Below are 11,991 nucleotides of genomic sequence, written 5' to 3'. Positions count from 1 at the left end.
ATTTTAGAGCTCCTTGCCCGCGGTGGCGGTCACGACGGAAGGCTTCCTGCCCAGTGAGTACAGGCGGCGGGCGGACCAGAAGAAGAGGACCACCAGGAGCACGTTGCGGATGGTCAGCACCATGGCCATCAGCGGGTTGTTGTGGCTCAGCGCATCGTAGAACAACGGGTAGATGAAGAACGTGGCCACAGCAATCGCTATCAGCATGGTGGCCGGGACGCGCCACGCCTTCCAGTTGTGGGCCAATCCGACGGCCACGGCAGGGGCAAGCCACACCATGAACTGCGGGGATCCCACCTTGTTGAAAACAATGAAGGCCGTCACCAGGGTCAAGGCTCCCGAGAGCAGCAGTTCGGTGCGGTCAACGCCACCGCTGACTTTTCCTTGGTGCAGCGCCCAGAACGTCAGCCCGGCCACAGCGGCCGCGGCAAGCAGCAGGAGGGGCTGCATCAGCACGGACATGAGGGCCGTTCCGGGCCCGTCCACCTGCATGGAGTTGATGTCGGTATTCATGTACATCCGGGAGTCGCCCACGCCCAGCACCGACAACCACAGCCAGGGTGTGGTGAAGGTGGCTTCGAGCTGCATTCCGCGGTCGCCCTGTTGTGTCAGGAAGTTCAGCAGCTTGGGGACGGCGCCAACCGTAGCGGCGAGTGCCACCACAACCGCCGTCGTCGTGATTCCTGCCAACACAACCAGCAAGCGGTTCTTGACCACGGCGAACAGTGCCAGCATGACGGCCGCGGGCCACACCTTGGTCCAGGTGCCGATGGCCAGCAGGACCGAGGCAATGAAGGGCCGTGCCACGCCGTACACCAGCGCGACGAGGACGATCGGGGCGGTCAACCCATCAACACGGGCGAAGCCCAACCAGCCCATCAGGAGGACAAAAGACAGCCACCACCAGCCGGCAGGGATGGCCTCGCGTCGTCGGCCGCGGTCGGTGAGCTTGAGCATCGCCCAGCCGTTGAGGATGGTGGTGAGCAGGACCCAGAGGAAGAAGAATGGACCAGCGCCAGCAGCGGCTGCGATGCCCATGGGGATGAGGGCCAGGATGGGGTAGACCCAGGGGCTCGGGCCGCCCGAGAGGTTGCTTTCGTTGAAACCTGCGAGCGCCCATTCACGGTAGATAAAGGTGTCGCTGAAGGCTTCGTTCCGGAAGGAGAGCAGCGCAGCGAATATCAGGAAGCCCAGGTGGACAACCACGAAACCCCACAGCAGGCCCCGCGGCGTGTTGAGACGCTCCAGCAACCTCCCCGGCAACGCTTTACTGCGAAAATCCGCGAGAATACTGAAAAACCTGTCCATCAACGTAGAACTTCCTGGCTAGGTGGGTCCATGCTTGAGCAGTCCCCAGTTTTCTTGGGACCGGCAAACCCCCGCGTGCTACTTTACGCGAGTCACCCAAAAGCCTTGCAGTCAGCCGGCGGGCTGCGCTTCGGTCTGCGCGCGGATGCTCCACGTTGACCAGTCCAGCGGATGGACGGAAGGGCGCCCCAGAAGGTACCCCTGCGCAGCGGTGACGTTCAACGCGGTGACTTCTTCAAGTTCGGCCGCGGTTTCGATGCCTTCCGCGATGACGCTGGCGCCGATGTCCCTGGCAAGCTCCACGATGGCCCGCGCGCGGATCTTCTGCCCTGCGCTGCCTTCGATGCCTTCAATGAGGTGTCGGTCGAGCTTGATGATGTCCGGGCGCAGTTGCTCAACCCTGTCCAAGGACACCAAGGCAGCGCCCGACGCGCTGACCGCAAGCCGAAGTCCCAGGGCCCTGAGAGGCCCCAGCCCATCAGCGCCGGAGTGCCCACCGGCGTCTTCCAGGCTGCCGGTAAGCTCAACGATGATGCGCTCGGGGGCCAGGGCAGCTGCGGCCAGCAGGTTCCGCACCCGGGGGTCAATCGACGTTGCCGGAGTGAGGTTCAGCGCGACGGACATGTCCTCCGGGACCTCGTGCGCAGCGGTCAGGGCGCAGTGCAGCGCGGCGATCTCCAGTTCGGTACCCAGTCCTGCTGCCGCTGCCTCGCTGAACCAAACGTCCGCGCCGGCACCGTCCTCGCCAACGAAGCGGGTCAGAGCTTCTACGCCCACCACTTCGCCTGTTGGCAGGGCATGGACGGGTTGGAATGCCGTCAGCAGGAGCTTGTCCGCGAGGACCGCCTGGATGCTCTCGCGGATCTCGTGGCTGACGGGGACGGAAACGGTCCGTGCAATGTCCGAGGATTCCATGTGCAGGCTGGCTGGCTCACGTTGGACAGGGACCTTGGTGCCCGAGGCCGGTGTTTTCCTTGTCTCCAACAGGTGTTCCAGGAGGGCGCCTGCGGGGTTGTCGGGATGGGCGTCCACCAACTCGCGGAGCCTGTTCCGGACCTCTGCGCTGCCGGGATCAGTGTCGGCCAGGATGGCTCCGATAATGTCCAGCACCTGCTCGCGCATGGTCGCGCCAGTGCCTTGAGGGGCAGCCGCTGAGACTTCATGGCGCGGGCCATCAGCACCGCGGTCCGGTGAGGGTGAGCCCTCTTCTTGAGCCATCGATTATTCCTTTATGTGAATCCCCCGCTGGCGACGCCAGACACCTGCCGAACCCATAAACATGTGGGCCTTGTCACGAATCTTACAGAACGAATCGTGGGACGTTGGTACCTGCCGTACTGGTATTAGCCGGGCAAGAATTCGCCGGGTTCGACCTCCCGGGCCATGTCCTCCAGGAACCGCATCACTGTCTCCCGTTCGGCGGGAGTGAGGCGGGCTGCGGCCAGGAAGCGCTTGGCTTGCTGCCGGCCCACCGTCCGCATCGCGGCTTCGTGGGTTTCGGGTGTGATTTCAATGGCGAGCGCCCTGCGATCGGAGGGGTGCGCACGGCGGGAGATGTGGCCCGCGCGTTCCAGCCGGTCAAGCAGCTTGGTGGTTGACGCCGTCGAAATGTGAAGGTGTGCCGCTATTGCGCCGGGTGTGGCAATCACGCCATGGTTAGCGCAGACGATCAGGTAGTGCAGCGCACGCATGTCTGACTGGTTGAGCTTCATATAGATCCGGGAAGCGTCGGAGAGGCGCTCTTCGGCTTCGCGCAACCGCCCGAGTGCCGCCATGAGCTCGTTGATCTGCTGGATATCGGACTCGGAGAGTCCCGAACGGTCCACAAGTTCCTGGTGGGGATCGTTGGACTCCAGCTTGTAAATGCCCGAGGAAACCGAGGCGTCGATTTCTTCAGGTTTGGACATGTTGAGTATGTTACACCCAACTTCCTACATGGTAGCCTTTCTTCTAGCTTGTCTAGCAATGTTGGTCATTGACTTTGTTCCGAGGGAAGGCGAAAAGTGAACGCGACAGAGATGGTCGTCCTCCTTGACGACGCCGGCACCCCTATCGGAGAGGCTCCCAAAGCCACCGTGCACACCCGGGACACTCCCCTGCACCTGGCGTTCTCCTGCTACTTGCTCAACGAGGCGGGCGAAGTCCTCCTAACCCGGCGCTCACCCGAGAAGAAGACTTGGCCCAGCGTGTGGACCAACAGCTTCTGCGGCCACCCCGGACCGGGCGAAGACTTCGAAGAGGCCATCATGCGGCGCGCACGGTTCGAACTCGGGGTGGACGCCAACCGGATCGCGCCCGCCCTCCCCCACTTCCGCTACCGGGCAGTCGACCCCACAGGAATCGTGGAAAACGAAGTCTGCCCCGTCTACATGGCCCGGATCAGTGGCACCCTCCAGCCCAATCCCGCCGAAGTGGCCGACTGGGCCTGGATATCGCCCGCTTTGCTGTCCGAAGCCCTGGAACACACGCCCTCGGCCTTCAGCCCCTGGCTCGGCATGCAATTCCCGCAACTCCTCGAGGCCCGGGCCCTCCCCCTCGCGGCGGGTGCCGAGGCATGACCATCACCTCCGGAACTGTGCGCAGCCGAACCGATCTCTGCACGGCCATCGAGAATGAGCTCACCGGCCTCATCGGCAAACGGACCAGCGCCGCTACGGCCTACGGTCCGGACTTCGCCCACCTTTGGACACTGGCGGGCAAGAATGTCCTGGGCGGCAAGTTCGTCAGGCCGCTCCTCCTCATGGAAACCTACGATTCCCTCCAGCAGGGGAACCCGCGGCAGCGCGAGACCGCCATCAGCATCGCTGCAGCCATAGAGTTGCTCCACTACGCCTTCCTGCTGCACGACGACGTGATTGACGGCGACCTGGTCCGTCGCGGGCATCCCAACCTGATCGGTTCCCTCTTGGCCGAAGCCGGAGAGCTTCCCCGGCCCGATGGCGCCCTCCACTGGGCCCAGACCGGCGGCATCCTGATGGGCGACATGCTGCTCGCCGCCACGCACCAAGCCTTCGCCCGTGCCGACCTGCAGCACCAACTACGGCTTCGCCTGCTCGATCTCCTGGAACACACCATCAACGAGACCGTGGCAGGCGAGCAGCTTGATGTGGGCCTGGGAGACGGCATCGTCACCCCTGAGCTTGAGACCATCCTGATGATGTGCGGCTACAAGACCGCCACCTACACTTTCGAGCTCCCGTTGCGCGCGGCCGCAGCGCTGGCCGGTGCGGACTTCGCCGTCGAAACAGCGCTCGCCACAGCAGGCAAGCATCTGGGACTCGCGTTCCAGCTTCAGGACGACCTCCTGTCGACCTTCGGGGATCCGCGCCGTCACGGCAAGGATCCTTTTTCGGACCTCAGGGAAGGCAAGCAAACGGCTATCATCGCGCACGCCCGGAGCACCAGCAGCTGGGCGGACATCGAGCCCTTCTTCGGGCTGCCCGAGCTCAGTGGCGCGGAGGCCCACCATGTCCGGCGGCAACTGACCGACTGCGGAGCGGAGGGGTTCGTCCAATCCCTGATCAGTGAACAAATGGAGGCCTTCAACCACCTGCTGACCAGTCCCGATTCACAGGTTCCGCCGGGCGCCCGCAACGTCCTGCTGGATCTTGCGGGACAACTGGAAGGACGGCAATCATGAGCGTCGCCATGGACACCTCGTTCACCCATTTCACGCGGACCGCCGAACGCGCGGCGAACCAGGTCATCGCCGCCTATTCCACTTCATTTGGCCTCGCCTGCAGATTGCTGGGGTCACGGCACCGCCAGCATGTCCGCAACATATACGCCCTGGTGCGGGTGGCCGATGAGCTGGTGGATGGGGTCACCGCGGAGGCTGGACTCAGTTACCAGGAGCAGAGCGACGCGCTGGACCACTTCATCGATGAAACCCACCGCGCCATCAAGATCGGTTACAGCAGCGACCTGATCATCCACGCGTTCGCCCAAACTGCGCGTGAGGCCGGGATTGATGCGGTACTTATCAACCCCTTCTTCGACTCCATGCGCACCGACCTTGGCGAGCACACCGCCGCACCGGCTGTGCCGCTGCGGTTCGATGCCGACGCCCACCAGGGCTACGTCCACGGCTCCGCTGAGGTTGTGGGGTTGATGTGCCTGCAAGTGTTCATGCGCGGGCAGGACACCGACGACGACGACCGCTCGGCCCTGCAGCATGGCGCCAGCCAGTTGGGGGCTGCGTTCCAAAACATCAACTTCCTTCGGGACCTGGCCGACGATACCGCACGCCTTGGTCGCAACTACCTTGGTACTGCCGACCATCTTGAGGACCGGGACCGAATGGAATGGGTCCGGACCATCCGCGGGCAACTTGCCGACGCCAACGCGGTTATTCCCCTTCTGCCACGTGACGCCCGGGCAGCTGTCCGCAGCGCACTGGCCCTGTTCGCGGCCCTGACGGACAGGATCGAGCAAACAACAGTGGACGAACTGTACCGTTCGCGGGTCCGCGTGCCGGACACAGTCAAAGCCGGGCTCGCCGCCCGAGCGATCGCCTCAACCTGGATGGAGCTCCGCCGATGACCCGGACAGTAGTGATCGGCGGTGGCATCGCCGGGCTTGCCACCGCCGCACTTCTCGCCCATGAAGGACACGAGGTTCAGCTCCTTGAGCAGCGGGACCACGTTGGCGGCCGGGCGGGCAGCCTGGAGCGGGACGGCTTCCGTTTCGACACCGGCCCGTCCTGGTACCTCATGCCCGGCGTTTTCGACCATTTCTTCAAGCTCCTGGGGACCAGCGCCGCCGAACAGCTCGACCTGCGCACGCTCAGCCCCGCGTACCGTGTCTTCAGCGAACCGGGCCACGACGGCGTAACGCCGGATCCGCTGACGGTCCCCTTGGGCAGCGAACAGGTTTTGGACACCTTCGAAAGGGTCGAGCCCGGAAGTGCCAAAGAGTTGTCCGCCTACCTTGCTTCGGCCCGGCACACCACGGACATGGCAGAACGTTTTTTCCTGTACAACCCGTTCACCAGGCTTCAGGAGTTGCTGCACCCGGAGGTCTTGCGGAACCTTCCCAGGCTGGCGCAGCTCCTGCTGACGCCGTTGGACAAGTACGTTTCCCAACGGTTCCAGCATCCGGTACTGCGGCAGGTGCTTGGATATCCGGCTGTGTTCCTCGGCACCAATCCCTCGGCCGCTCCCGCGATGTACCACTTGATGAGCGCCCTGGACCTTGGCGACGGAGTGCAGTACCCCATGGGCGGGTTCCGGGAGCTGGTGGAGCGCCTCGAAGCCTTGGCCACCGACGCCGGGGTTCGGATCCACACGGGCGCTGAAGCCCTCAAGATCACTACGCGGGAGGCAACCCGGACAAAGAAGGTGGGCCGCTTCGACGGGCTGAAGCTCCCCACCCCTTTTACCGGCAAGGACAGCCGGGAAGTAACCGGCGTGAAATGGCGCGACAACTCAGGAGCCGAGCACTACAGCGTTGCGGACCAGGTTGTGTCCGGCGCTGACCTGCACCACACCGAAACCCAACTCCTTGGCGTCAGGGACCGGAGCTACGACAGGAAGTATTGGCAAAGCCGCACCAGCGGGCCGGGCGCCGTCCTGGTGATGCTGGGCGTCAAAGGAACTTTGCCGCAGATGCCGCACCATTCCTTGTTCTTCACCCGGGATTGGGAGGCAAATTTCGCCTCGATCTTCGGTGAGGAAACCCGCATTCCGGACCCGGCGTCGATCTACGTCTGCAAACCCAGTGCCACCGATCCCGGCGTCGCCCCGCAGGGTCACGAGAATCTCTTTGTCCTTGTTCCCGTTCCCGCCGATCCCACACTCGGGGCAGGGGGCCCGGACGGCACGGGCGATGCGCTGATAGAGCAGGCCGCCGACGCCGCCATCGACCAGATCGCCCAGTGGGCGGGCGTCCCCGACCTCCACGAACGCATCGTCGTACGGCACACCATCGGTCCGGCCGACTTCGCCCGCGACTACAACTCCTGGCGCGGCGGCATGCTGGGACCGGCACATACGCTTCGCCAGAGCGCCATGTTCCGGGCGCAGAACGCCTCCAAGCGCGTCCGCGGCCTCTACTACGCAGGGGCCACCACCGCGCCGGGCGTAGGTGTTCCCATGTGCCTCATCAGCGCCGAGCTGGTGCTGAAGCGTATCCGCGGAGACCACAGCCCAGGCCCTACCACTGTGAGGCCAGTAGCTAGCAGGATTGGCTGATGGGTGTCCTCTATCTAGGCTCGCTACTGCTCGGCATCGGATGCATGCTCCTGCTGGACCACCGATTTCGGTTGTTCTTTTGGCGCGATGCCACAGCGGCAGCGACCGTGACCGCCGTCGGGGTTGTGTTCCTGCTGGCCTGGGACCTGGCCGGGATCGGGCTGGGGATCTTCCTGCGCGGTGAAGGCACCATCGCCACGGGCCTGCTGATCGCTCCGGAGTTGCCCATCGAGGAACCAGTGTTCCTCTTCTTCCTGGTGCTGTGCACTATGGTCCTGTACACCGGCGCCCGGCGCATTCTTGGACGGATCCCCGCCCGGCAGCGCGAGAAGGAGAGGGAGAACGCGTGACCTACTTAGTGCTCGCGCTCCTCTTCATCGTCGCCGCCGTCATCGCCGGTGCAGCGTTCGCGCGGGCTTCTTTCCCCGGGAAGGGCGGGCTGTCCGGCGAGCGGCGGCAGCATTGGAAAGCCGTGGGCATCGCGTTCGTCGCGCTGGCTGTGCTTACCGCCGTGTTCGACTCAATCATGATCGGCATGGAACTCTTCCACTACGACGCCGCGCACATTCTGGGCGTCAAGATCGGCCTCGCCCCGATCGAGGACTTCGCCTATCCGTTGGCAGGCGTCGTGGCCCTCCCCGGATTGTGGATGTGGCTGACGCGTCGTCGCAGCCGCGCCTCAAAACCCAACCTCAAAGGCCTCGTCCCACAAGCACTGCTCGCCTCCCGGCCGGTCAGCTGGATCAACACCGCCTACCCCTTCGCCGCGGCCATGCTCCTCACCACCCGCGAGATCGACTGGGTCCTGATCGTGGGCACCTTCTACTTCCTGGTCCCGTACAACCTGGCCATGTACGGCATCAACGACGTCTTCGACTACGAATCAGACCTCAAGAACCCACGAAAGGGCGGGATGGAGGGCGCGCTCCTACAGCCCCACCTGCACCGGCCCATGCTGTGGCTCGCGGCGATCACCAACGTGCCGTTCCTGGTGGTCCTGGCCTTCGCCGGCGGGCCCGCCGCGTGGATCAGCCTGGCGGTGAGCGCCTTCGCCGTGGTGGCTTACTCCGCTGCCGGACTCCGCTTCAAGGAACGTCCCGTCCTGGACTCATTGACATCCAGTACGCACTTCGTCAGTCCCGCCGTCGTCGGTTTGGCGCTGGCCGGCGCGGACGTGACGCCCGGGCTGCTGATCCTACTGGCCGCGTTCTTCCTGTGGGGCATGGCCGCCCACGCATTCGGCGCGGTCCAGGACATCGAGCCCGACCGGCAGGCCGGCATCGGCTCCATAGCAACAGTCATCGGTGCCCGCCGGACGGTGCGGCTCGCCGTCGTGCTTTGGTTTGTTGCCGGGCTCGCGATGCTGGCCACACCGTGGCCCGGCCCACTCGCGGCGATCATCGCCTTCCCCTATATCGTCAACTGCGCACGCTACTGGAACATCACGGATACGACGGCGGGGCGGACCAATGCGGCGTGGCGCCGGTTCATCTGGCTCAACTACGGTTCAGGATTCCTGGTCACGCTGATCTTCATCCTGCAGTGGAGCCTGACGTCATGAGCGGGGCGGTTCCTCTTCGTCAATGGCGTCCAGCGCTTCGCGCATGTGCCGCAGGAAGTTCACCACGACCTGCGACTCGTCCGGGCTCAACGCGCAGGCCGCGTCCAGCATCCGACGATGCATTCCGCCCAATGTATGCCGAACTTCCTGGTCTGAACCCGTGGTTGCCTTCAGAATCAGCGCGCGACGGTCAGTGGGGTGGGGTTCGCGGCGGATGTGGCCGGACTCCACCAACCGGTCGATCAGCGTGGTCATGGAAGCCGACGTTATGCCGAGCTTGTCGCCCAAATCCTTCGGCTTCATCAACTTGCCTGCAGCCTCGGCCTCGAACAAATACCGGAGGGCCAGCAAGTCCTTCTCACCCATCCCCATGGACGAACGGGTCCGCCGGCGCATCGCTTGTTCGGAGGCACGGTAGTCCCGCAGGGCGTTCAGGACGTCAACGGCAATCGCCTTCTGTCCCGGGTCTTTCCCGTACCAGTAGCCGTGCGCGTGGCCTTCCGAGTCCATCCGATGTTCCTTCGATAAGCGTAAAGCTTGTTTCACTAGCATTTTGATACTAAGTCACGCGCCCCGCGAATGCAGGACCCCGCACACCACCTAAGGAAAGAGGCTCGAAACATGGCACCTCGAAGCTCAGACCTGGCCCGGCAAACGACGGTCACCGCGAGCCTGGTGATATGCATTGTGGGATCGATGATCGGCGTTGGAGTCTTCGGCGGGACTCCCATCGCGCAGGCCGCTGGCGGTGCTCTGGCCGCCGACTCCACGCTCCTGGCTCCCGCGACACCGGCCTTCTCCATCTGGTCTGTGGTGTACGCCGGCCTGGTCGCCTTCACCGTATGGCAGTGGCGGCCATCCCAACGTTCCTCTGGGCGGCAGCGGTCGCTCGGTTGGATCGTCTCCGTTTCCATGGTCCTGAACGCCGCGTGGATTTTATCCGTACAGGCTGGTTGGCTCTTCGTCAGCGTCCTGGTCATTCTGGCCCTCCTCGTTACCTTGGTCCTGGCCTTCCTGAGGTACAGCCGGACCCGCGCCGGCTCGTGGGTCGAGGCTGTGGTGGTGGACGGGACTCTGGGGCTGTACCTGGGCTGGACCAGCGTGGCAGTGTGCGCCAATATAGCTGCGGCTTTGAAGGTGTCAGGCTTTGTGGGGTTTGGGCTGCGACCCGAGATCTGGTCCGTCGCGGTGCTGGCAGTGGTGGCCATCGTCGGAATCGCCTTGGCAATCAAGGGTCACGGACGCATCGCCCTGGCGGCAGCCATCGCATGGGGCCTCGCGTGGATTACGGTTGGCCGCAGCTCCGACGCACCCGAGTCCTTCCCGACGGCGATTGCTGCAGCCGTCGCTGCTGCACTGGTCCTCGGGGCTGCGATCACGGTGCGGGCCCGGACGGTGCGTGCCGGCGCTGGTTTGAGGCGCGGAGGGGCGTAAAGCCATTCCGGCGCCATTCCGCAGTACCTTCCATATTTTGTATCAGGGTGCGCAGGCGTCCTTCAGTGCCTGAACCGACTCGGCCGGCACCTGATCGCCTGCGTCTGCGATCTGTTGGAGCGGCGTCGTGATTTCAGCAGGCACGCCAGCCGCATTAGCTGCCGAGACCAAGCCAGCCAGGACCTTCTTGTCTTCCACGCCGACCACCCCGTCCTGGACCACGACGCAGATCTGCTTGGTTACTTCATCGGCAGCGGCCGTGGCCACTTTCGAGGCGGCGTCGCTGGCTGCGTTTCCGGCAGCTTCCTCAACGGCTCCGCAGCCAGCAAGCATAAGCAACAAGGGGACGGCGGACAGTACGGCGAGGCGTCGGGTCATGATCTCAGCCTAGCAATCCGTGCTGCCGCCTTCGCCTGCTATCCCGCGATGAGTTCCTTGACCGGACCTTCGTGCAGGGCCAGGTAGATGTCGTCCCGGACCCGGTTGGCTTGGCGGTCCGTCATGGTTTCCACGAGTGGACGCATCACCACGCGGATCAGGGCATTGGACTGGCCGTCGAGGATGCGGAGGCGTTCCCGGACAGCCGGGGGAAGCGATTCGCAGGGAGTGAGGGCGAGCAGCTCCACGCTTTCCAGGTCCTCAGCGCGGTCACCCAGAGCCCTCCGCGACGTAACGATTGACATGACATAACTCACATTCTGTAAGCTGAATTCAAAGTCACGCAGACGGCTTACATCGCTCTACTCCGGGAGGTCCCCATGGCCCCCAATTCGCTAAAGGCCGAGATCCTCATGGCCCACGGTGTCCCCCCTTCCGCGGCCAGCGTTGCTCGACGAAGAGCAGCCGCAAACCACGGCACGCACGGCGTAGCCAACAAACCCGATGCCCTCCTTGGAGCGATAGCCGTCAGGCAATTGTTCCACCGCTGGCCCCTGGTGCCATCCCGCGAACTGGAACGGATCCGCCACGTCCTCCTCCACTGTGACCAGCTTGGCTCCCCGGACACCCACCACCTGTCCGAGCCGGCCCAAGCGCTGCTGGAGCTGATCAACTGCGAGTTGGACCGGCGTCGTTCACTGGGTAAATCCCGGCAGGAAAACGCGAGCAGCAACTGACTACGGAAGAGCCGCGACCACATCGATCTCCACCAGGAAGTCGCCAAGGAACGACCCCACGGTGGTTCGTGCCGGGTATGGGGCCACAACGTATTTTTCGTAGATGGTGTTGAAGCCGTCAAAATCACGCCCGGGGTGGTGCAGGTGAACAGTCGCTTTGACCACGTGGGAGAAATCCAGGCCGTGCGCGCCCAGGACTTCGCCGAGGTTCGTCATGGCTTGGATGGTCTGTTCCTCGATGGTGATGCCAACGCGCTCGTCGGTGACGGGGTCGTGGGGCGTCTGGCCTGCGGTGAACAGGAATCCGTTGGCCACGATGGCCTGGGAGTACGGACCGGCCGGACTGGGCGCGAGGCTGGTGACGACTTGCTGGCGGGACATG

At 64.2% G+C, this 11,991-nt stretch carries 15 protein-coding genes; 8 read left to right on the top strand and 7 right to left on the bottom strand.

Annotated elements, in window-relative coordinates; all coding sequences use genetic code 11:
* Positions 1–3: 3 nt before the first annotated feature.
* The 3 genes from J2Y68_RS18840 to J2Y68_RS18830 form a co-directional block, all read right to left on the bottom strand.
* Positions 4–1,308 (bottom strand): glycosyltransferase 87 family protein, encoded by a 1,305-nt coding sequence (locus tag J2Y68_RS18840; RefSeq protein ID WP_309995669.1) that lies wholly within the window; start codon positions 1,306–1,308, stop codon positions 4–6.
* Between the two features lie 111 nt (positions 1,309–1,419).
* Positions 1,420–2,526: an EAL domain-containing protein gene (locus J2Y68_RS18835; protein WP_309995666.1), complete on the bottom strand. Its 1,107-nt coding sequence runs from the start codon at positions 2,524–2,526 to the stop codon at positions 1,420–1,422.
* 125 nt (positions 2,527–2,651) lie between these two features.
* Positions 2,652–3,215 carry a MarR family winged helix-turn-helix transcriptional regulator gene (locus tag J2Y68_RS18830; protein WP_309995664.1) on the bottom strand — a complete coding sequence of 188 codons (564 nt, stop codon included), beginning with the start codon at positions 3,213–3,215 and terminating at the stop codon, positions 2,652–2,654.
* Between the two features lie 96 nt (positions 3,216–3,311).
* Between J2Y68_RS18830 and idi the strand changes: the two genes are divergently transcribed.
* Genes idi through J2Y68_RS18800 form a run of 6 tightly spaced genes read left to right on the top strand, consistent with a single transcriptional unit; the run spans position 3,312 to position 9,060 of the window.
* Positions 3,312–3,866 (top strand): isopentenyl-diphosphate Delta-isomerase, encoded by a 555-nt coding sequence (gene idi / locus J2Y68_RS18825; RefSeq protein WP_309995662.1) that lies wholly within the window; start codon positions 3,312–3,314, stop codon positions 3,864–3,866.
* Positions 3,863–4,948, top strand: coding sequence for a polyprenyl synthetase family protein (locus tag J2Y68_RS18820; RefSeq protein WP_309995660.1), 1,086 nt, complete (start codon positions 3,863–3,865; stop codon positions 4,946–4,948). Before idi ends, J2Y68_RS18820 begins: the two co-directional genes overlap by 4 nt.
* Positions 4,945–5,850 (top strand): phytoene/squalene synthase family protein, encoded by a 906-nt coding sequence (locus J2Y68_RS18815; RefSeq protein ID WP_309995657.1) that lies wholly within the window; start codon positions 4,945–4,947, stop codon positions 5,848–5,850. Before J2Y68_RS18820 ends, J2Y68_RS18815 begins: the two co-directional genes overlap by 4 nt.
* Positions 5,847–7,499 (top strand): phytoene desaturase family protein, encoded by a 1,653-nt coding sequence (gene crtI, locus J2Y68_RS18810; protein ID WP_309995656.1) that lies wholly within the window; start codon positions 5,847–5,849, stop codon positions 7,497–7,499. Before J2Y68_RS18815 ends, crtI begins: the two co-directional genes overlap by 4 nt.
* Positions 7,499–7,849, top strand: coding sequence for a lycopene cyclase domain-containing protein (locus tag J2Y68_RS18805; RefSeq protein ID WP_309995653.1), 351 nt, complete (start codon positions 7,499–7,501; stop codon positions 7,847–7,849). The genes crtI and J2Y68_RS18805 overlap by 1 nt, the downstream gene beginning before the upstream one ends.
* Positions 7,846–9,060: a prenyltransferase gene (locus J2Y68_RS18800; RefSeq protein ID WP_309995651.1), complete on the top strand. Its 1,215-nt coding sequence runs from the start codon at positions 7,846–7,848 to the stop codon at positions 9,058–9,060. Before J2Y68_RS18805 ends, J2Y68_RS18800 begins: the two co-directional genes overlap by 4 nt.
* Here the strand turns inward: J2Y68_RS18800 and J2Y68_RS18795 are convergent.
* Positions 9,055–9,570, bottom strand: coding sequence for a MarR family winged helix-turn-helix transcriptional regulator (locus tag J2Y68_RS18795; protein WP_309995649.1), 516 nt, complete (start codon positions 9,568–9,570; stop codon positions 9,055–9,057). The genes J2Y68_RS18800 and J2Y68_RS18795 overlap by 6 nt on opposite strands.
* Positions 9,571–9,681: 111 nt before the next feature.
* On the opposite strand from J2Y68_RS18795, the gene J2Y68_RS18790 reads away from it, so the two are divergent.
* Complete coding sequence (locus J2Y68_RS18790; protein ID WP_309995647.1) at positions 9,682–10,494, top strand: tryptophan-rich sensory protein; 813 nt, start codon at positions 9,682–9,684, stop codon at positions 10,492–10,494.
* A gap of 42 nt (positions 10,495–10,536) precedes the next feature.
* Here the strand turns inward: J2Y68_RS18790 and J2Y68_RS18785 are convergent, their stop codons facing one another.
* Together J2Y68_RS18785 and J2Y68_RS18780 are read right to left on the bottom strand one after the other, a co-directional pair.
* Positions 10,537–10,872, bottom strand: a complete 336-nt coding sequence (locus J2Y68_RS18785) for a hypothetical protein (protein WP_309995644.1) — start codon at positions 10,870–10,872, stop codon at positions 10,537–10,539.
* A gap of 38 nt (positions 10,873–10,910) precedes the next feature.
* Positions 10,911–11,177 (bottom strand): hypothetical protein, encoded by a 267-nt coding sequence (locus J2Y68_RS18780; RefSeq protein WP_309995641.1) that lies wholly within the window; start codon positions 11,175–11,177, stop codon positions 10,911–10,913.
* A gap of 75 nt (positions 11,178–11,252) precedes the next feature.
* Between J2Y68_RS18780 and J2Y68_RS18775 the strand changes: the two genes are divergently transcribed.
* Positions 11,253–11,609: a hypothetical protein gene (locus J2Y68_RS18775; RefSeq protein WP_309995639.1), complete on the top strand. Its 357-nt coding sequence runs from the start codon at positions 11,253–11,255 to the stop codon at positions 11,607–11,609.
* Here J2Y68_RS18775 and J2Y68_RS18770 read toward each other — a convergent pair whose 3' ends face one another.
* Entirely contained in the window at positions 11,610–11,990 is a 381-nt protein-coding gene (locus J2Y68_RS18770; RefSeq protein ID WP_309995637.1) for a RidA family protein, read from the bottom strand.
* Position 11,991 lies beyond the last annotated feature (1 nt).

Origin of the sequence: Paenarthrobacter nitroguajacolicus, from assembly GCF_031455195.1 — a bacterium.
GTDB classification, from domain to species: domain Bacteria; phylum Actinomycetota; class Actinomycetes; order Actinomycetales; family Micrococcaceae; genus Arthrobacter; species Arthrobacter nitroguajacolicus_D.
The sequence above is the reverse complement of the archived record's forward strand: the minus strand, read 5'-3'. Positions and strand labels throughout refer to the sequence as shown.